Source organism: Azonexus sp. MM2026_4 (assembly GCF_055901855.1).
In genome coordinates, this window is record NZ_CM148380.1 from 2935403 (window position 1) to 2955432 (window position 20030).

The following is a 20030-nucleotide window of genomic DNA, read 5'->3' on the forward strand; positions in this document are numbered from 1 at the left end:
TGATCAGTCGGGATGTCATGTCGCTATAATGCGGCATCGAACCAAGGATACGTTGAATGGACTCTCTGACCCTGGGCATCCTGATCGCCGCTGCCGTCGTTGCCGGCTTCCTGCTGATTGTCGCACGTCGCGGCAAAACGGCCGGCCCGGCCGAATTGCCGCCGACCCGCCTGGAAACCGACAACCGCCTCGAACCGAGGCCGGCAAGAAACATCGATCCGGAAACCCGTTTTGTCGAATCGCCGAAACGCAAGCACTACCGACTGCTCAACGACAGCGAGCAGGAACTCTACCATCGCCTGTGCGAAGCCGTGCCCAACCTGCGCGTCTTCGCACAGGTCGGCGTCGCCCAGTTGGCGTTGGCGCGCGGCCGCCAGGAAGCGCAACGGCTGAACCGGATGGCCGGCCGCGGCGTCGATTTCGTGATCTGCGACGAGGATTTCTCGATCGTCGCCGCCATCGAACTCGCCTGGCCGACCAGTGCTCAGGAAACCGACAACTCCGAGGAAGTGAAGCGCGTCGCGCTGCAGAGCCTGGGGGTTCCTTTGATCGTCTTCCGTCCGAACAAGCTGCCGGAGGCCGATACCATCAGCCGTGAAATCGCCGACGCCATCCTGCGCCGCAAGCGGCTGGAGGCAGAACGCACCTGATACCGGCCGGGTCCGTGCCTACGCCGAATTTCCTGCGCCGGACGGCAGTCTGGATACACGGACAATACCGATATCTGCGCTTCGCGGCCTTGCTCTTCATTGCCGCCTGTTCGCCACGCATTCACGACCGCGCCACCCGCAACCATACCGCCCGCGTATTGTGCGCCGCCGCCTGGCAGCCGCTCGCCGGCTATCTGCTGGCCAGCCTGCTGATCAGCGCCGTGATGACGCGCATTGTCGCCGTCACCGCCGACAGCTACGGCCTCACTCACCTGGCGCTGGAAGCCATCCTGCGCGTCTTCGTCGTCGAAGTCCTGCCCCTGGCGTCAACGCTGTTCGTCGCCATGCGCGCGGTACCGATGGCAATGCAACGCCTGTCCTCCGCTCAGGCGGGCCGCAGTGACGCCGTGCTGCGCGACGCCTTGCCCTACGCCATCGGCAACGCCAGCGCCGTCGTCATCCTCGCCGTGATCGGCGGCTTCGTCGCGCTGCTGGTGGCCTACCCGGTCGTCCATGGCTTCAGCCCCTGGGCCTTGCCGGCCTATGGCCGGCTGATCGGTCAGGTCTTCGATCCCATCCTGGCCATCGGCTTTGCCGCCAAGATCGCGCTCTTCGGCGTTGCCGTCGGCATTGCCCCGACCACCGTCGCGCTCGACCCACGACAGCGCGATCCCGGCCTGCGCGAAATGCGCGTCATGGTCCGCCTGTTGCTGGTCCTGGTCCTGATCGAAGCCAGCTTCCTGATGTTGAGAGGATTTTGAAGTGATGTCGACCCCGCCGCCCGTTTCACCGATCGCCCATCCCGAAGCCAAGGCAATCGGTTTGCTGCTGCTCACCCTGGCCCTGGTAGCGGCATTCGTCGTCTATGTCATGAACGCGCGCGGCGTCTTCGAGGAAAACCAGCACCTGCTCCTGGTCGCCGAAAATTCCGAGGGCGTCGCGGTCGGCATGGACCTGACCTTTTCCGGCTTTCCGATCGGTCGGGTGACCCGTATCGAACTTGGCGACGATGGCAAGGCCCACATCCACCTGGATATCCCCCTGCGCGACGCGCGCTGGCTGCGTAGCAGCTCCGTGTTCACCCTCGAGCGGGGGGTGGTCGGCGGCGCCCGCCTGCGCGCCTACAGCGGCCTCCTTGACGATCCTGCGCTGGAAGACGGAGCGCGCCGCGAGGTGCTGATCGGCGACGCGTCTTCCGGCGTTCCCGAACTGGTCAGCACGATGCATCGCCTGATCGCCAACGTCGAACGCCTGACCGCGGAAGATGCCGCGCTGGCCGTGACCCTCGACAACCTGCGCCAGTTCACCGCCGCCCTCAACGGCCGCCATGGCGCGCTCGGCGCGTTGCTCGGCAACGAGAAGGATGTCGGCCGCGTCATCGCGGCGCTGGAGCAGAGCCGGCAATTACTGACCGATGCCCGGGCCAGCCTACAGAAAGTCGATGCGGCGCTGGTCGACGTCAAGGCGATCACCAGCAATACCCGCGCTGCCACCGAAGATCTCGAGGCCCTGCGCAGCGAGGTCGACCTCAACCTGCGCAAGGTTTCCGGCCTGATCGACGACCTCAACCGCAAATGGCCATTCGCCCGCGAACGCAAGCTGGAGTTGCCATGAAACGCGCTCCCCTGATCTTCGCCGTTTCCCTGCTCGCCGCTTGCGCCAGCCACACGCCGCCGCCGGACTGGCTGCTCAGGGCCGACGCGGCGCGCGACGCGCATGCCCGTTTCTGGCTGGAAGGTCGCGACAAGCTGGCCGACGGGCAACTTGCCGCGGCTCGTGAAGCCGTCCGCCGTACCGGCGACGCCAGCGTGATGGCCCGCATCGAACTGCATGCCTGCGCCGTCCGTATAGCTGCCCTGGCCGCCGATGATTGTCCGAATTTCACGGTGCTGGCGGACGATGCCGATCGCCGCGAACAGGTTTACGGCAATTATCTTGGCGGCCACTTAGTCGATGCCGACCTTGGCCTGCTGCCGGAAGCGCAGGCGATGGCCTGGCGCAATCCGGCCGCGTTGAAAGAGATTGCCGACCCGTTGTCGCGCCTGCTGGCGGCCGCCTTGTTGTTCCGCGCTGGCCGCCTGACGCCGGAAGGTATCGCGCTGGCGATCGATACAGCGAGTGTCCAGGGTTGGCGACGTCCGCTGCTGGCTTGGCTGACTGTGGAACGCGAACGCCGCCAGCGCGGTGGCGATGCCGAAGGCGCTGCCGTCATCGAACGGCGCCTGTCGCGCATCGTCGGCGATCAGCGCTGACTACGACCTTCGGTTTACCTATAAATAGATTAAATAAAAAGACTATGTTAACTACAGCGTTGACAACTCTGTGGATAACTTTTGTTTACCGAAACAAATCAGAATATTGAAAGCAATTTTCAATTGCGGAGAAGTACCTGCGCAGCCTGTGGATGAAATGGGGACAGAATTGCCAGAAAGGAAAAGTCGGCGAGTCGTGCACATCCTGCGCAGGGGTTGTGCACAGTCTTATCGACAGCCTTACTTGCCGATGCAAAAACGGCTGAAGATCACGCCCAGCAGGTCGTCGGCAGTGAATTCGCCGGTGATTTCGCCGAGTGCCTGCTGAGCCAGACGCAACTCTTCGGCAAACAGTTCGAGCGCCGGAAATTTGCCTTCGACGATGGCGCGCGCCGCAGCGACGTGATCCTGGGCGCTGGCGAGTGCCCGCAGATGGCGTTCGCGGGCGATGAAGACATCCTCGGCCTGGTGCCAGCCGGCGACACGGAGCAGTTCCTGGCGCAGCAGGTCGATGCCGAGATTGGCCTTGGCCGACAGCGAGATGGCGATGCCATCGCTCTCCGGATGACGTTCCGGGGCCCGCTCGAGCAGGTCGATCTTGTTATGTACGGTGATCCGCTGCAGACGTTCCGGCATGCGGGCCAGGATGGCGCGGTCGGCATCGGCGATGCCGGCGCGGGCGTCGACCAGCAGCAATACCACGTCGGCGCGTTCGATCTCCTGCCAGGTGCGGGCGATGCCGATTCTCTCGACCTCGTCGTCGGTATCGCGCAGGCCGGCGGTATCGATGATGTGCAGCGGGATGCCTTCGATCTGGATGGTCGAGCGCAGCGCGTCGCGCGTGGTGCCGGCAATCGGTGTGACGATGGCCAGCTCGTCGCCGGCCAGGCGGTTGAGCAGCGAGGACTTGCCGACGTTCGGCTGACCGACCAGGACGACGTGCAGGCCGCTCTGCAACAGCTTGCCTTGGCCGGCGCGGTCGAAGATTTCCGCCAGCTTGCGCTGCAGGCGTTCGAGGCGGCCGAAGGCATCGGCGGCCTTGAGGAAGTCGATTTCCTCTTCCGGGAAGTCGAGCGTCGCTTCGACCAGCATGCGCAGGTTGATCAGTTCCTCATTGAGTTGGCCGATTGCCCGCGAGAATTCGCCCTGCAGCGAACGTACTGCGGAACGCGCGGCGCTGGCCGTGGCGGCGTCGATCAGGTCGGCGACGGCTTCCGCCTGGGCGAGGTCGATCTTGCCGTTGAGGAAGGCGCGCCGGCTGAATTCGCCGGGTTCGGCGAGCCGCGCGCCGAGGTCGAGGCAACGGCCGAGCAGCATCTGCATGACGACCGGGCCGCCATGGCCCTGCAGTTCGAGAACATCTTCGCCGGTGAAGGAATGTGGGGCAGGGAAGTAAAGCAGCAGCCCGCTGTCGATGGTTGCGCCATCGCCTGCCCGGAAATCGGCCAGCGTCGCGTAGCGCGCCTTGGGCGTCTTGCCGGTCAGCGCAAAAGCAAAGGGCAGCAAGTTGCTGCCCGAAATGCGGATGACGCCCACTCCGCCACGGCCGGGGGCCGTGGCGATGGCGGCGATGGTGTCCTGTTTCACACCTCAGGCTTTGGCGTCGTTGGCCGCCTTGCCGCCGGCTTCCATCATGCGCGTGATCTGCCACTGCTGGGCGATCGACAGGATGTTGTTAACCACCCAGTAAAGGACCAGACCGGCCGGGAACCAGAGGAACATGATGCCGAAGATGAAGGGCATGGCCATCATCACCTTGGCCTGGATCGGGTCCGGCGGCGTCGGGTTGAGCTTCATCTGAATGATCATCGAGACGATCATGATCACCGGCAGGATGTAGTAGGGGTCGGCCGAGGCGAGGTCGGTGATCCAGCCGATCCAGGGCGCGTCGCGCATTTCGACGGCGCCGAGCAGTACCCAGTAAAGCGCGATGAAGACCGGAATCTGGACCAGGATCGGCAGGCAGCCGCCCAGCGGATTGATCTTTTCCGATTGGTAGAGCTTCATCATTTCCTGGTTCAGGCGGGCCTTGTCGTCGCCGTAGCGTTCCTTCAACTGCATCAGGCGCGGCGTGACCAAGCGCATCTTGGCCATCGACTTGTACGACGCGGCCGACAGCGGGAAGAACGCGGCCTTGAGCGCCACCGTCAAGAGGACGATGGCCCAACCCCAGTTGCCGACCAGGCCATGGATGAACTGCAGTGCCCAGAAGATCGGTGCGGCGATCACCGTCAGCCAGCCGTAATCGACGACCAGGTCGAGCCCCGGCGCGACGGCCTTGAGCGCTGCCTGCTCCTGCGGACCGGCGAACAAGGCGGCGTTGACGACGGTGCTGGTGCCCGGACCGATCGCGCTGACCGGCAGGATGATGCCGGTCTGGTACAACTGGCTGCCGTCGATCTTGCGCATGTAGTACTCGCGTTGCACGCCCTGGGCCGGCACCCAGGCGGCGACGAAGTAGTGCTGGACCATCGCCAGCCAGCCGTTGTCGGCGGTCTTGGCGAACTTGGCCTTGTTGTCGGCGACATCGCCGAACTTCACCTTCTGGTACTTGTCGGCTTCGGTATAAACGGCCGGACCGGTGTAGGTCTGCATCATGCGATTGCCGCCGGCGGGATCGACATCGTCGCGCTGGATCTGGAAATAGGCATGCGGGGCCAGCGGCTTGTCGGAACCGTTGGTGATTTCCCAGGCGACGTCGATCAGGTAGGTACCGCGTTTGAAAGTCAGGATTTTCGCGACGCGGACGCCATGCGAGCCGTCGGCTTCGAGACGGACCTTCAGTTCGTCGCTGCCTTCGGCCAGCTGCAGCGGACCGTCCACCCGGCGGAACAGGCTGCGGTGGTTGGGCAAACCATCGCCGATCAAACCGCTCTGGGCCGCATACTGATGCTTGGCGTCGAACAGATGGAAACTGCTTTCCTTGTTGTCGCTTTCCTTGTAATTCTTCAGTTCGAGGCCGAGCAGGTCGCCACCCTGAGTGGAAACGGTGGCCTTGATCAGGTCGGTTTCGATGACGAAAGTTTCGGCATTGTTCAATGGCGCTGCTGCCGGTGCGGCGGCAACCGCCGCCGCGCCCGGCTGCAGGCTGACCGACGGCGTCGGTGCGGCACTGCCGGCGACGGCCGGGGCCGGAGCGATGGCAACCGGCGCATCGGTTGCCGGTTTCGGCTGCTTGTACTGCTGCCAGTTTTCCCACAGCATGAAGCTGGAGAAGGCGAAGATCATGACCAGTATCAGGCGTCGAGTATCCATGGGCTGCCTACGTGATTTGTTTGGGGTTCAGGGTACGGGATCATAACCGCCCGGATGCCAGGGGTGACAACGGAAAATACGTTTGATGCCGAGCCAGCCGCCCTTGATGGCGCCGTACTTGCTGATCGCATCGACCGTATATTCGGAACAGGTGGGAAAGTAGCGGCAACGCCGTCCGGACAACGGACTGATGGCGTACTGATAGAAACGAACCAGTGCAATGAGGACCAGCTTCATGCACTTTCCCTTTTTGCGCGCGGCCGCGACAGACGGTCGAGCAGAGTATTGATGTCGGCGGCGATGGCCTTGCCGTCGAGTGGCAGCGGTTTGGTCGCCAGTCTGACGATCAGGTCGCAAACCGGCAGTGCGGCTCGACGCAGACGAAACTGTTCGCGGACGATACGCTTCACCCGGTTGCGGTCAACCGCCCGCTTGAGCAGTTTCTTGCCGATGACCAGACCGAGCCGGGCATCGGTATCGCCTTCCGGGCGGGGCAGATAATGCAACATCAGCCAGTTGCCCCGAATTGCCTTCCGGAAACCAAAAACGGATGAATACTCATCCGTTTTGGTCAGGCGATAGCGTCTGGCGAAGTTTGCAGCCACCTCGCCGATGGTCCGGTATTAAACGGCCAGACGCTTGCGGCCCTTGGCACGGCGGGCAGCGAGGACTGCACGGCCGCCCTTGGTGCGCGAACGGACCAGGAAGCCATGGGTGCGCTTGCGGCGCACGACCGAAGGTTGATACGTGCGTTTCATGTCGTAATTCCTTGAGTGAGCGGAGAAAAACGCGTGATTACACCTTGTTTCAATGGGTGGTGTCAACTTGAATTATTTGCGGGAGCTGTGGATAACCTGTTCCCGGGGGAGTAGAATTAGCCCTCGTTCGGCGGCCGACCAGCCGCCGATTTCATTGGAAATCCGATTTCCAATCATAGAATTAATAGATACTGACCGCCATGACGGCGGCAGTGGGGTATGGAGTTTTTCCTTCAATGACTGGTTTCTGGGAATCCTGTTTGCAGCGCTTCGAACAGGAACTGCCAGCGCAGCAGTTCAACACCTGGATCAAGCCATTGCGCCTGGAAGGGGAAAACACGGCACTGGAAGACGGCCTGCGCCTGATCGCGCCAAACGGCTTCATCCTGAAATGGGTACGCGACCGCTATCTGGCGCGCATTGAAGATTACGGTGCCACCTTCTTCTCGGCGCCGGTCAACATCTCGCTGGTGATCGGTAGCGGCAAACCGTCCGCTCCCCGTGCTGCCAGCGCTTCTTCGGGCGGCCATCCGCAGTCCGCCCCGGTCGTTGCGGCACCGGAAGCGGCGCCACCCGCAGCGCGCAGCAAGGTGGCGTCGGTCTACGAGAAATCGCGGCTGTTTTCCAATTTCACCTTCGACAATCTGGTCGTCGGCCGCGCCAACGATCTGGCCCGGGCTGCCGCCGTGCAGGTCGCCAACAATCCCGGCGGCGCCTACAACCCGCTGTTCATCTACGGCGGCGCCGGCCTCGGCAAGACTCACCTGATCCACGCCATCGGTAATCACATCGTTCGCGACAATCCGGACAAGATCGTCCGCTATGTCCACGCGGAAGACTATTACTCCGACGTCGTCCGCGCCTACCAGCAGAAATCCTTCGATACCTTCAAGCGCACCTACCGTTCGCTCGACGTGCTGCTGCTCGATGATGTCCAGTTCTTCAACGGCAAGAACCGCTCTCAGGAGGAATTCTTCTTCCTGTTCAACGCGCTGATCGAGGCCAGGAAGCAGATCATCATCACCTGCGATACCTACCCGAAGGACATCAACGGTCTCGACGACCGGCTGGTGACCCGCTTCGACTGGGGTCTGACGGTGCAGATCGAGCCGCCGGAACTGGAAATGCGCGTCGCCATCCTGAAGAAGAAGGCCGAGGCGGAAGGCATCCAGCTCGACGACGAGGTTCCCTTCTTCATCGCCAAACATCTGCGCTCCAACGTGCGCGAACTCGAAGGCGCACTGAAGAAGGTGCTCGCCTATTCCTCTTTCCACGGCCGCGCCATCGCGCTCGACCTGGCCAAGGAAGCGCTCAAGGACGTCATCGGTTCGGTACGCAACGTCGGTATCGACTACATCCAGAAGACCGTCGCCGACTATTACAAGATCAAGGTCGCCGAATTCTTCTCCAAGAAGCGCACGCGGGCGATCGCCCGGCCGCGCCAGGTGGCGATGTGGCTGTGCCGGGAAGTCACCAGCCACAGTTTCCCGGAAATCGGCGATGCCTTCGGCGGACGCGATCACACCACGGTCATCCATGCGGTCAAGACGATCGATGCGCTGCGCCTCAAGGATAACGAACTGAATCACGACCTCCACGTACTGCTGCAGGTACTCAAGGGATGAGGCTGTCAACAACCCTGTGGGCAAACTGTCGAACGAACTGGGGATCAAGCCGTCTTTTCCGCTTTGTGGGAAAATTATCCGGATTTCATCCACAGCCAATTCAGAGGCTTTCCAAGACCTGAATTTCTGCGACAGATTACTGAATAAAAACGATGTTTTTAAGTTATCCACAGAACTGTTCCTGATATCGTATTCAAAGGAATTTAATTTATGGTTCTTATAAAAAGCCAAAGAGACACGCTTCTGGCCCCATTGCAGTCGGTCTCGGGAATTGTCGAACGTCGTCACACGCTGCCGATTCTTTCCAACGTCCTGCTGGAAAAGAAGGGCAATCAGCTGACCCTGCTGGCGACCGATATCGAAATCCAGATCACCACCACCGCCACCTGCGAAGGCGGCGACGGTGACGGTGCCGTTACCGTCGGTGCCCGCAAGCTGCAGGACATCCTGCGCTCGCTGCCGGACAGCACGGAAATCACGGTCAATCTGGAAGACAAGCGTCTGCAGATCAAGGGCGGCAAGAGCCGTTTCAACCTGCAGACCCTGCCGGCCGACGATTTTCCGCGGATGACGCTGAGCGAAGGCGAAACCAGGAATTTCTCGCTGTCGCAGAAGGCCTTCCGTCAGTTGCTGGCGAAAACCCAGTACGCGATGGCGGCGCAGGACGTGCGCTACTACCTGAACGGCCTGCTGCTGCAGGTCGATGGCCGTGAGCTGCGCGCTGTCGCCACCGACGGCCACCGCCTGGCTTTTGCCAGCGTCGAACTGGAAACCGAACTGCCCCGCCAGGAAATGATCCTGCCGCGCAAGACGGTACTCGAACTCAACCGCCTGCTGGTCGATACCGACGACGCGCTGAACATTTCGCTGGCGCCCAATCAGGTCCGGTTTTCCTTTGGCAACATCGTTCTTGTTTCCAAACTGATCGATGGCAAGTTCCCGGATTACGAACGGGTTGTTCCACCGAGCCTGCGCAATCACATGAGCGTGTCGCGTCAGCTTCTGGTGCAGGCAATGCAGCGCGCCGCCATCCTGACCAACGAGAAATTCCGTGGCGTCCGTGTCGTACTCGGTGAAAACAGCCTGCGCCTGATCGCCGCCAACGCCGAACAGGAAGAAGCCCTGGAAGAAATCGAGGTACAGTACGCGGGCGATGCCATCGATGTCGGCTTCAACGTGGGTTATCTGCTCGACGTGCTCAACAACGTGCACGCCGACGAAATCCAGTGGAGCTTCAACGACGCCAACTCCAGCGCACTGATTAGCGTACCGGGCAACGACCGCTTCAAGTACGTGGTCATGCCGATGCGTATCTGACGCATCTTTCCCTTCAGCAGCAAGCGGCCCGCCCATCCGGCGGGCCGGCATCGTTTCATGTGGAACCCAGAACAATGAGTGAAGAAAACGTCCCGCAAGGCGGCCAACCGGCCTACGGCGAAGCCAGCATCCAGATCCTCGAAGGCCTGGAGGCCGTGCGCAAGCGGCCCGGCATGTACATCGGCGATACCTCCGACGGTACTGGCCTGCACCACCTGGTCTTCGAAGTCGTCGACAACTCGATCGACGAAGCCCTGGCGGGGCATTGCGACGACATCGTCGTTACCATCCACACCGACAATTCAATCTCGGTGAGCGATAACGGCCGCGGTATCCCGACCGGCGTCAAGATGGACGACAAGCACGAACCCAAGCGTTCCGCCGCTGAAATCGCGCTGACCGAACTGCACGCCGGCGGCAAGTTCAACCAGAATTCCTACAAGGTCTCCGGCGGTCTGCACGGCGTTGGCGTCTCCTGCGTCAATGCCTTGTCGAAGTTCCTGCGTCTCACCATCCGTCGCGACGGCAAGAAGCACTTCATGGAATTCTGCCGTGGCGTGCCGGTTGACCGCTGTCTCGAAACCCGTGACGGCTTCGAAGTCTCGCCACTGAAAGTCCTTGGCGACACCGAAAAGCGCGGTACCGAAGTGCACTTCCTGGCCGATGACGAAATCTTCGGCCACATCGAATTCCACTACGAAATCCTCGCCAAGCGCCTGCGCGAACTGTCCTTCCTCAACAACGGCGTCAGCATCAAGCTGGTCGACCAACGTTCCGGCAAGGAAGAGCTGTTCGCCTTTGCCGGCGGCGTGCAGAGCTTCGTCGAATACATCAACCGCAGCAAATCGGTCCTCCATCCGAACATCTTCTACTCGGCCGGCGATGCCAAGGTCGGCCAGGGCGCGGCGGACACCGGCATCACCATCGGCGTCGAAGTCGCCATGCAGTGGAACGACTCCTACCAGGAACAGGTGCTCTGCTTCACCAACAACATTCCGCAATCGGACGGCGGCACCCACCTGACCGGCCTGCGCGCCGCGATGACCCGCGTCATCAACAAGTACATCGACGAAAACGAGATCGCCAAGAAGGCCAAGGTCGATATCGCCGGTGACGACATGCGTGAAGGCCTGGCCTGCGTGTTGTCGGTCAAGATGCCCGATCCCAAGTTCGCCTCGCAGACCAAGATGAAACTGGTTTCCAGCGAAGCCCGCGGCGCCGTTGAGGAAGTCGTCGCCCAGAAACTCGCCGATTTCCTGCTTGAGCGCCCGGTTGATGCCAAGATGATCTGCGGCAAGATCGTCGAAGCCTCGCGCGCCCGCGAAGCCGCCCGCAAGGCCCGCGAAATGACGCGGCGCAAGGGCGTCCTCGACGGCGTCGGCCTGCCCGGCAAGCTCGCCGACTGCCAGGAAAAAGACCCGGCGCTCTGCGAAATCTACATCGTCGAGGGCGATTCCGCCGGCGGCTCCGCCAAGCAGGGCCGCGACCGCAAGTTCCAGGCGATCCTGCCGCTGCGCGGCAAGGTGCTCAACGTCGAGAAGGCGCGTTTTGACAAGCTGATCTCGTCCGAGCAGATCGTCACCCTGATCACCGCGCTCGGCACCGGCATCGGCAAGGACGACTTCAACGTCGACAAGCTCAGATACCACCGCATCATCATCATGACCGACGCCGACGTCAACGGCGCCCACATCCGCACCCTGCTGCTGACGCTGCTCTACCGCCAGATGCCCGAACTGATCGAGCGCGGCTACGTCTATATCGCCCAGCCGCCGCTGTACAAGGTCAAGCACGGCAAGACCGAGCGCTACCTCAAGGACGATCTGGAATACAACCAGTTCCTGCTCAACATGGCGCTCGACGAAGCGGTACTCATGCCGACCACCGGCAACCCGGTCAGCGGCCCGGCGCTCGAAGGCCTGGCCCGTTCCTGGCTGGCCACCGAAGCGATCATCGAGCGCCTGTCGCACCTGATCAACCCGGAAGTCCTCAAGGTCATCGTTCGCCACAACCTCGCGGTCGATCTTTCCAGCGAGGAGAAAACCCGCGCCAGCGCCGAGCTGATCGCCGCCCGCATCCCGGCCGGCACCCGTCTGGTGCCCAAGTTCGACGACATCCAGGAACGCTGGACGCTACGCGTCGAACGCATGCACCACGGCAACCTCAAGGTCGGCCTGATCGACGAAGATCTGCTGCTCTCCGGCGACTTCATCCAGCTCAAGCGCACCGCCGAAACCCTCGCCGACCTCTTCGGCAACGGCGGCGTCATCGCCCGCGGCGAGAAGAAGCAGCCGGTTGCCAGCTTCGGCGACGCGATGAAGTGGCTGTTCAACGAAGTCGAGCGCGGCATCAGCAAGCAGCGCTACAAGGGTCTCGGCGAAATGAACCCCGAACAGCTCTGGGAAACCACGATGGACCCCAAGGTCCGCCGCCTGCTGCGCGTGCAGATCGACGACGCGATTGCCGCCGACGAGATCTTCACGACGTTGATGGGTGAACTGGTTGAGCCGAGAAGGGCCTTCATCGAAACCAACGCGCTGAATGCGCGGATCGACATCTAAAGCGTCGATTCGTGTAGGATCCCATGATCGTCTAGATTTTTCCCAAAAGTCTAGATTTGGCGGGAATGGTTCAAACAAAGAGGCTACTCGCATAGGGTAGCCTCTTTGATTTTTGGGCCAGAGTTAGCTGGCGGTTTTTCGGCCTTTGCGGATGATATTGCTGCCTTAAGTTAACGACCGCTTAACAGTAAATGCTACCCTTCCGCTCGCCGCAGGCGAACTCACTCTCAGTGGCCTGAAGCAGCTATCGTTGGAGCAGCAACAGAAGTCTTTAGGCTGTCGTAAAGGTAGGGTTGGATTACTTCGAAAACCATGCCCAAAAGCGAGACCACAAGCCGATGGTATTCTCCGTTTCAACGGCGGGGGCAATCGACTGCGCGTCAAGTCGCGCAGAATCCGTTTCACGTTCGTAATACGCGGCTTTCGCCCGCTTGTCACGGAGCCTTTCGGCCTCAACGCGCGCATCAGACCACCGGCCACACTCGATGACGCGATTTCTTTCGATCACATAGTGCGAGCGGCAATTTTGGTTCCAATTGCCCACCGAGGGATTGAGCGTCACGGACTCGCCGTCGAACGTTATCCGCCAGTCCGTCGGCGTGAAAGGAGTTACCACGCGTTCCCCGCAACCGCAGCAGCACGAGTGCACCGCGGTCGCGTATTCCATCGAGATGTACAGAACGCCTAGTTCCAGCTCACGTGGTACGTTCCGGACAAACCGGTGCTCCAAGGTGTGGTGCCGCATCACAATTGGTCTCCGTTCAGCAGCATGCCGCCGTCGGTGGTGTAGGTGCTGTGGTGCTCCTGCTCAAGGTCTCGATAGAACCCGCGCAATTTCTTCCACTTCACGACCGCTAGGCAAGCGTTTAAGGCATTCAGGTCGGCCACCTGAATATTGGACGCATATACGTCCTGGCCGCCACCGCCCGCGAAGGAGATGCGCCCTTGGTGTACATGCTCGCGCTTCATGGGCGTGCTGGTTGTCACGCGCAAGATGCCGCCGAGGCTGCCGTTAGTGAGTTCCAGGCCCATGCCGACATCGATGAACGGCACGCCCAGCGCCTCGAGCTTGGCCACGACAGCACGCTTCTTCTCGCCAGCATCCATGCTGAGGAACGCAAACGTGATGCCGTCCAGCAGGCCAAGCGTATCCGCGTTCATCTCCACAGGATGCGCCTCGATGTTACGGTGCATGCGCTTGTAGATGCCTTTTAGATAGTCCACCTTCTTCGGTGCATCCCGCAGCTCCTCCAGTGACGGTGCCCCAGGCGCGCGGAAGGCGTTGTGCGACAGGAAGTCATCACTGTCGAAAAGGCGGATCCGCTTCACGGGTGTCTTCGCGACGAAGTCGAGGATGTAGCCGCCGGTGCCACCCAGGCCGATAATGGCTACAACCTCCTCTTCTAGCTTGCTGGCCAACGCGCCAATCCCGACGCGGCTGGAGGCAGTGTCGAGATAGTTGAACACGCTGGCCTCATCTTCCTCCTCGCCGCCGCGGAATACGCGCGGGCTGATGCCCGGCTGCAGCACTGCGGCCGGCCCGGATACGATGGTCGCGTAGGTCAACATCTTGGCGTAGTAGTCCGCATAACCCTGGTCGCTCGGCTTGCTGGAGAAGCTGAACCGCGCCGTGAGCCCGTAGCCGAGGTCTTTGTTCGGCGCGGCATGCGAGATGCCCTGCAAAGGCGTTCCGTCGGCATTGCACGGGAAGTCGCCATCCCAGTTCATGACATGCGTTTCGGGTTTGCGGGTACGGTCACCTGCAAGGTCAAGAGTAGAGACCAGGGTGCCAAAACGGATCTGGCGCTGGGCGTCCACGTAGGGTACTTCCAGCATCACAAGGAAGTTTCCCTTGATGCGGATGAAGTAGCCCTCCGAGCGGAGCCGAGCCAGATCGGGATTAAGACTGAACAGTGCGCGTGACATTGAAGATGGTCCCTTTCTTTTTAACTTCAACAGAGCCGCCCTCGCCGAGTTCGCCAGCGTGAGGGAGCGATGCCGCATTGCGGTAGGTTATCGAGAACTTCACGTTGCTCTCGGGCGGCGCGTTCGGGTGCGACAACTTGACCACCTGCTCGAAGGTGACGTGCTTGTCCGGAACGCTCTCCTCGACAGAGTTGACCAAGATGATGTAACCCGTCTGCGGCTTGGGGGCAGTGATGAAACGCTCGATGCCCGGCGCGTCGAGGTTGATCCGATCGTCCGGCTCGATGAGTAGGTCTTCACCGCCGCGGACCTCCAAGAAAACGGAATCGTCCGGGGATGTCTCGGCGAGGTCGTACAGAACGCTGCCGAGCATGTTGGCGTGCCCCCACGCCAGCTGGCGGTCGTTTAGCGAGAACTTGAAGTCGCGGTCCGACTTGAACGCGATGAAGCGTTCAGCGCCCTTCCCGCGCAGATCGAAGGTCTCGTCGAGGCGGACGTCCTCGAAGTCGCCCGTGTCCAGGTAGGCGTACAGGATGTAGTCAGTGCGATGGTCCAAACCAGCACTAGCCAGGATTTGCCTGCCGGTGGGAACTGGGTCCGGTACATTAATGTTGCGAAAATTCAGCCCATCCAGGCCGAAGCGGATACGATAGGCGACAGCCTCCCGCAAAGCGCGACCCTCGCGGATCGCGTCGCCAACGTCGTCAATATCAGGATATTTCATAGGGTCCTCAAGGTTGTTGTGGCGAAGCTTTCTCGCCTACAACCGTCTAATCGGACCCACCGAACGATGCCGGTAAATTTTTTCAGAAGTTTTTTATAAGCGCGCCAGGAGGCACGGCGCCACATACGAAGAAAGCTGGGCAGTTGGGGCACGTCACGTCCGACGCCTTGGCCCGGAAGTTCCCCTCGCGAATGTCACGTAGGATGTTGCCCAGCTTGACCTGACGGTTACTCAACTCCTTGGCCGACAAAACTAGGGGCTTAGCTTCGGCGTCAGCCAAATGCACCAGTTCCACGATCGCGTCTGGAAAAGCTGCTCGAGCTGCTAAGAGGAACGCTGCGGTACCGACGTCTTTACCTTCTGTGCTTGATGCGTGCCCGGTCTTGACCCGGCGCAGCGTTCGAATGCCATCACGCACCAAGACTTCGTCCGGCCTGACCTCCACTTCGTGGTCGTCGAAGGTGATGCGTAGCGCGGTGGGCACTTCAACCATGGCGCCAGCCCGCGATTCCAGGAAATAGCCCAGCATCGTGGAGGCCATAGCACGGTAGTCCTCGACGTATCCGTGGTCGTGAAGCCCGTGGGTGACGAAGGCCTCCGCAAGAAGTGCATCACACTGATCAGTCGAGGCAACTCCGTTGGCAACTACCTTTCGATAGACCTCCCGGATCGCCTCGTGCATCTGCATGAAGGCGCTCGTGCGTCGACGCCCACCGACTTGCAGCAGATGTGTATACAAGAACCGCCGCCCGCACGACTCGTAGAGCGCGAGCGCCTCGGAACTGAAGCATGGCGCGCCCAAAAAGATCATGGGTATTTGTGCAGCGTCTGAGGCTGGAGGCAGGACGGTCAATGGCGTGACCGATCGCTGGCTGGCGGCGCCGATGCGGTCAAGGAACTTCGACAGTGGCCTGGAGGTGCCGTTGGACTTCGTCGTGGCGCCGTAGAACGTCAGACGGTCCCTTGCCCGCGACATCGCCACGTAGAAGAGGCACTCCTGCTCCTCGTTGTGCGCGGCCCGCGCGATGTCCTCCGGGCTGCCCGCCCCTCCCGTGACCATGCCATTCGGTGGCGGACATTTAGAGGGGCGGATAGCACCAGGGATGGAGTCCTGATTCACGCCCACTATGTGGACCACCGGAAATTCCAAACCTTTGGAGCCGTGGATCGTCATCAGGCGAACAGCGTCGATACCTTGGGCTGCGGCTGGCAATTGCCTAAGATCCCTGTCGTCCCGGAGGCGCAGCAGCCTGCGCACGCGGTCGGCCAGCCGCTGGATCGGAAGACCCCGCCCGTTGGGCTGGACCCGCACGAAATTCATGAACTGCCAGATGGCGATGCCTTGGGCCTGTTCAGGAACGCTAGACGACGAGGCGATGTGCGCTGCCAGCCTCGTTCGGTCAAGCAGCAAGGTTGCTAGCACTGCCCAGGGTTGAGCCGTGGCGTCGAAGCCATCGAGCGCGGTACTTAAGGCAGACAGGGCGGCCTGCCCGGCTCGAGTTATGTCCGGTGCTCCTTGCCGCCATGCACCGGGCTGCACTTCAGCGCCGCGAAGGCGTTCAAATATGCGTACAGCGTCCTCAAGCGCCATAGCGAATTCGGGCCAGCAGGCGGTGCGAATCAGGCCCATGGCGCGCCTGTCCAGAAGGAGCAAGAGGACAGCGACAAGATCCTTTATCTCGGTGCGCTCGAAGAGACTGCCCAAGAATAGGACGGGCACGCCGGCACGCTCAAGCTCCTGCCCGGTATCGGACAGCCTATCGTTGCCCCTGCACAGAACTGCCTGATCGCGATACCGAAAGCCCGCTGCTCGGAACTGCTCAATGCTGTCGACCAGTGCCGAAGTGACGAGCGAACCATCAGCAACGGTGATGACCTCCGGCTGCGCGCCACCGGAGCCCCGATCAGCCTCGAGGGACGTTGGCCCGTCAGCGGCACTCATGCCGGCCGCGAAGTTGGAGAAGGCGCTGACGATCTCTGACGTGGAGCGATAGTTGATGTCCAGATTGTCTCGAACCCCTCCAGGGAAGTCCTCACGGCCAAAACGCGCCATGTTGAAGGACGAGGCGCCACGGAAGCGATAGATGGACTGCTTGGCGTCTCCAACCACCCACAGGTTCTCTCCGGTGGGTTTGAGGGCGGCAAGGAGCCGGACGCTGCTTCGGTTCACGTCCTGATACTCGTCGACTAGAACGTGCTCGTAGTCATTCTGGAGCTGGGTCCTCACCGCTTCATCGCCCTCGAGGAGGAGCACCGGCCGCATGACCAGGTCGCCGAAGTCGACGCACCCTGAGGCGGCTTTGAGTTCCTCGTAGCGCGCGTAGACCCCTGCGAGCTCTTCAGCCTTTTCAGCAGCTTCGATAGCTGCAGGGTCGGTCGCAGCCGCGCGCATCGTCTGAGCCAGGGCGAGATAGGCCGGAGGACCAACGACCTCGTCCTTAGCTCGGGAGACTGCGGTCAAAATGTCGGCAGCAGTCTGCGATGGGTCGTAAAGGTTTCGATAGTGCTTCAGGCCGAGCCGTGGGAACTCGATTTCGAGTAGTTCAACGGCCTCAGTACGGTCCATCAGCCGAGGATCCGTCGGCAATTCGCACCTTTCGCTGAACCGTCTGAGGATGTCTAAGCCAAAGCTGTGGAACGTGCCGATGCACAGCGCAGCCGCCTGTTGCGGGCGTCTCCGAGCGATCCGCTCGGCCATCTCGCCTGCAGCCTTGTTTGAGAAAGTAAGGAGGAGGATGCGCCTGGGGTCAACGCCATCGTCAAGTAAGCTCTCGACGCGAGCCACCAGCGTACGCGTCTTGCCAGTGCCCGGCCCGGCCTGGAGCAGAAATGCGGCGCCACGGTGGGCCGCGGCGGTTTGCTGCTTTAGGTTTAGCGGGACTTCGATCAGCTCTGTAGCTGCAGCTACCGGAAAGGCGGGAAGCAGCAGGGCGTCCAGCATCTGCTGGGCAATAACCTCGAACGGGGCGCCCAGGCGCGCAGCCACGGCGGAGCACGTCTGGCCCTGGGTCACGTGCAGGTCTACCGCGACGTGTCGTGGGAGGAGAAGCTCCCGCGCAAAGAGATCCATCTGGACCTCTCTCCGCTGACGCCTGCTGTAGTCCACTACGCGGTCCATGCCGACGGGTGCTGCTTCCGAGGTACGGGCCGGGTCGATGTTTGTCGCTTGCTCGGACTCCTCCTCACCATCGCCCAGTTCAGCATGCCCGATTTCGTGCGCCACCAGAAACGCCTGGTCGAACGGCGAACCGTTGGCTTCGTGGATGATGAGCGGAACGTCCGGGTCAAAGGAGGCTCGGCCGCCATCGAGAAGTGCGGCATTGGGAGCACAGGTCTCGACGGTGATCCTGAGATCGTTTGCTATGCCAACAGCAAACTCGTATGGACTCCATGGATTGCGCCCGCGCTGGACGGCCTCATCGTGCAGCCGCCGCGCGTGCTGCCGAGCCAGCTCTATCGGGTCCATGGCTACTCCTCGCGGAGTAGGTTTGAAATGCTCTGTTCGTCAACACCAGCGTCTTGCAAGACTCGCTCGAACGACACCTTCTCAGGTGCTACTGGCTTGACAGCCGATTTCCTTGCGCGAGCCATCGGGGCTACGGCAGGAAGCGCGAGATATGAGAGCAGCGTCTCGGTCGATGTTTTCAGCGCCTCGGCCATCTTCGCGGCCATGCGATGGGGCAAGGTTGCGACCTCGATCCGGCGCTCTCGGAACGCGAGGCCAACTTGCATTGGCAAGGCCAGCGCACTGCTGGCCTCGGTGAACACCTTTGCTGGGGCAGTTTCCAGAGACTGCAGCGTTGAAGCGTTTTCCCGGAGGCGCGCCATACCTGCGGCCACGAGGTCAAACTCGGCGGCACCAAGAGGAATGTTGTCATCAAACTCCCGAGTCAATTCCATGGAGAGGTCTATCAGGGCCACGGAATGCTCAGGGTACTCGGCGAGGTATCGCTGCAGAACACCTGTTCCTGGCTGGAAGTCCATGGCAAACGCTCTCAGAACGTCGTCTGCCGAGAGTTGAGAATGCTGAGTCATCGCACCATCCCCTTTCGCTCAAGGAATCGCTTCAGCGATGCAAAGGCCTTGTCTCGATGCGTGCGGATGGTCTTTTCCGACTTTCCCAGCACTTTGCTGATGGACTCGATCGAGGGGTCATTGGACTCGATGGGAATACCTTGGCGCCACATCACGACGATTCTCCTTTGAAGTTCAGGCAGCCTGTCAATCGCGTCGTCTAGTAGGAGCCGGTAATCTTTCTTGTCAAATTCGTCGGACTCGAACGGGTCGTAGCTGCCGACGGCGGATTCCACCTGGGCAGTGATTTCGCCGTCCTCGGTCTCCAGCTCATCGTTCCGATTCTCAAGCTTCCAGTGGCGAACGTTCGCATCGTGGCGATCTGCCGCGATGGCCGCGTTGAAGTTGACCTCATAGTAGTCGAGGCGCTCGTCATACTCGTTCCGGTCGCTGAGCAGCAGGTCGACGAAGTGGTCAACGACTTCCTCTCGGATGTTCAACCCAGTCAGAGAGACGGTATCGCCGCCCGAATTGGTGATAGCCCGGACTCGGCTGGCCACGCGACCAAGAAGTTTCTCGGTCAGCTTCTCTCGGTAAGCGTCTGGGGCCGCGTTGCGAACGAAGTACAGTAGTGCTTCGGGGGAAATAAAACCAAGCTCGCTACTCGACCACAGGCCTGCGCGGCGTTCAAATTCTGATGCACTGATGTCAGCGAGACCTTGAATCTCGGATTCGACCACGTCTCGCCTCAAATAAGGCGTACCGTCGAGCTTGCGTTTGCGGAGGGAACGTGACACGTATATTCCTCTGTCTTATGCGCCGGTGATCTTGCTTTTATAGCTTTAAGTGTAACAGCAGGTATTTAATTTGAGGATTCGTACCATCAGACGGATACTGAAGTTCTGTCCGATAACGCTGGTCAGACCGCTATTTTCACATTGAGAGGGA

General features: G+C 61.1%; 18 protein-coding genes. 7 read left to right on the forward strand and 11 right to left on the reverse strand.

The genetic code is table 11. The features are described from left to right. The first annotated feature begins 56 nt into the window (after nucleotides 1-56). Genes AC0KWY_RS13865 through AC0KWY_RS13880 form a run of 4 tightly spaced genes read left to right on the forward strand, consistent with a single transcriptional unit; the run spans nucleotide 57 to nucleotide 2902 of the window. Nucleotides 57-650: a DUF2726 domain-containing protein gene (locus AC0KWY_RS13865; protein ID WP_474026087.1), complete on the forward strand. Its 594-nt coding sequence runs from the start codon at nucleotides 57-59 to the stop codon at nucleotides 648-650. 14 nt (nucleotides 651-664) lie between these two features. Continuing rightward, complete coding sequence (locus AC0KWY_RS13870) at nucleotides 665-1411, forward strand: ABC transporter permease family protein (protein ID WP_474026088.1); 747 nt, start codon at nucleotides 665-667, stop codon at nucleotides 1409-1411. Nucleotides 1412-1415: 4 nt separating this feature from the next. Then, nucleotides 1416-2264, forward strand: coding sequence for an MlaD family protein (locus tag AC0KWY_RS13875; protein ID WP_474026089.1), 849 nt, complete (start codon nucleotides 1416-1418; stop codon nucleotides 2262-2264). Continuing rightward, nucleotides 2261-2902, forward strand: coding sequence for a hypothetical protein (locus AC0KWY_RS13880; RefSeq protein ID WP_474026090.1), 642 nt, complete (start codon nucleotides 2261-2263; stop codon nucleotides 2900-2902). Before AC0KWY_RS13875 ends, AC0KWY_RS13880 begins: the two co-directional genes overlap by 4 nt. A gap of 240 nt (nucleotides 2903-3142) precedes the next feature. Here the strand turns inward: AC0KWY_RS13880 and mnmE are convergent, their stop codons facing one another. Genes mnmE through rpmH form a run of 5 tightly spaced genes read right to left on the reverse strand, consistent with a single transcriptional unit; the run spans nucleotide 3143 to nucleotide 6915 of the window. Then, nucleotides 3143-4489, reverse strand: coding sequence for a tRNA uridine-5-carboxymethylaminomethyl(34) synthesis GTPase MnmE (gene mnmE, locus AC0KWY_RS13885; RefSeq protein ID WP_474026091.1), 1347 nt, complete (start codon nucleotides 4487-4489; stop codon nucleotides 3143-3145). Nucleotides 4490-4492: 3 nt separating this feature from the next. Then, on the reverse strand, nucleotides 4493-6157 hold the full coding sequence (gene yidC / locus AC0KWY_RS13890) for a membrane protein insertase YidC (RefSeq protein ID WP_474026092.1): 1665 nt from the start codon (nucleotides 6155-6157) through the stop codon (nucleotides 4493-4495). 27 nt (nucleotides 6158-6184) lie between these two features. After that, on the reverse strand, nucleotides 6185-6394 hold the full coding sequence (gene yidD / locus AC0KWY_RS13895) for a membrane protein insertion efficiency factor YidD (RefSeq protein WP_474026093.1): 210 nt from the start codon (nucleotides 6392-6394) through the stop codon (nucleotides 6185-6187). Next, nucleotides 6391-6762, reverse strand: a complete 372-nt coding sequence (gene rnpA / locus AC0KWY_RS13900) for a ribonuclease P protein component (RefSeq protein ID WP_474026094.1) — start codon at nucleotides 6760-6762, stop codon at nucleotides 6391-6393. Before rnpA ends, yidD begins: the two co-directional genes overlap by 4 nt. An 18-nt stretch (nucleotides 6763-6780) precedes the next feature. Beyond that, nucleotides 6781-6915, reverse strand: coding sequence for a 50S ribosomal protein L34 (gene rpmH, locus AC0KWY_RS13905; RefSeq protein ID WP_027457001.1), 135 nt, complete (start codon nucleotides 6913-6915; stop codon nucleotides 6781-6783). A gap of 236 nt (nucleotides 6916-7151) precedes the next feature. Between rpmH and dnaA the strand changes: the two genes are divergently transcribed. The 3 genes from dnaA to gyrB all read left to right on the forward strand — a co-directional run bounded on the left by dnaA (nucleotide 7152) and on the right by gyrB (nucleotide 12418). After that, nucleotides 7152-8540, forward strand: coding sequence for a chromosomal replication initiator protein DnaA (dnaA, locus tag AC0KWY_RS13910; RefSeq protein ID WP_474026095.1), 1389 nt, complete (start codon nucleotides 7152-7154; stop codon nucleotides 8538-8540). A gap of 210 nt (nucleotides 8541-8750) precedes the next feature. Then, a complete protein-coding gene (dnaN, locus tag AC0KWY_RS13915) occupies nucleotides 8751-9857 on the forward strand; it encodes a DNA polymerase III subunit beta (protein ID WP_474026096.1) in 1107 nt (368 codons plus the stop codon). Nucleotides 9858-9931: 74 nt separating this feature from the next. Continuing rightward, nucleotides 9932-12418, forward strand: a complete 2487-nt coding sequence (gene gyrB, locus AC0KWY_RS13920) for a DNA topoisomerase (ATP-hydrolyzing) subunit B (RefSeq protein WP_474026097.1) — start codon at nucleotides 9932-9934, stop codon at nucleotides 12416-12418. Nucleotides 12419-12716: 298 nt separating this feature from the next. Here gyrB and AC0KWY_RS13925 read toward each other — a convergent pair whose 3' ends face one another. From AC0KWY_RS13925 to AC0KWY_RS13950, 6 genes are all read right to left on the reverse strand, one after another. Next, nucleotides 12717-13163, reverse strand: coding sequence for a ubiquitination-like system serine protease family protein (locus AC0KWY_RS13925; RefSeq protein ID WP_474026098.1), 447 nt, complete (start codon nucleotides 13161-13163; stop codon nucleotides 12717-12719). Beyond that, on the reverse strand, nucleotides 13163-14344 hold the full coding sequence (locus AC0KWY_RS13930; protein ID WP_474026099.1) for a ThiF family adenylyltransferase: 1182 nt from the start codon (nucleotides 14342-14344) through the stop codon (nucleotides 13163-13165). Before AC0KWY_RS13930 ends, AC0KWY_RS13925 begins: the two co-directional genes overlap by 1 nt. Continuing rightward, a complete protein-coding gene (locus AC0KWY_RS13935; RefSeq protein ID WP_474026100.1) occupies nucleotides 14319-15068 on the reverse strand; it encodes a multiubiquitin domain-containing protein in 750 nt (249 codons plus the stop codon). The genes AC0KWY_RS13930 and AC0KWY_RS13935 overlap by 26 nt, the downstream gene beginning before the upstream one ends. Nucleotides 15069-15150: 82 nt before the next feature. Then, complete coding sequence (locus AC0KWY_RS13940) at nucleotides 15151-18534, reverse strand: UvrD-helicase domain-containing protein (protein WP_474026101.1); 3384 nt, start codon at nucleotides 18532-18534, stop codon at nucleotides 15151-15153. A gap of 2 nt (nucleotides 18535-18536) precedes the next feature. Continuing rightward, nucleotides 18537-19052 (reverse strand): hypothetical protein, encoded by a 516-nt coding sequence (locus AC0KWY_RS13945; protein WP_474026102.1) that lies wholly within the window; start codon nucleotides 19050-19052, stop codon nucleotides 18537-18539. 47 nt (nucleotides 19053-19099) lie between these two features. Next, nucleotides 19100-19879, reverse strand: coding sequence for an RNA polymerase sigma factor (locus tag AC0KWY_RS13950; protein ID WP_474026103.1), 780 nt, complete (start codon nucleotides 19877-19879; stop codon nucleotides 19100-19102). Nucleotides 19880-20030 lie beyond the last annotated feature (151 nt).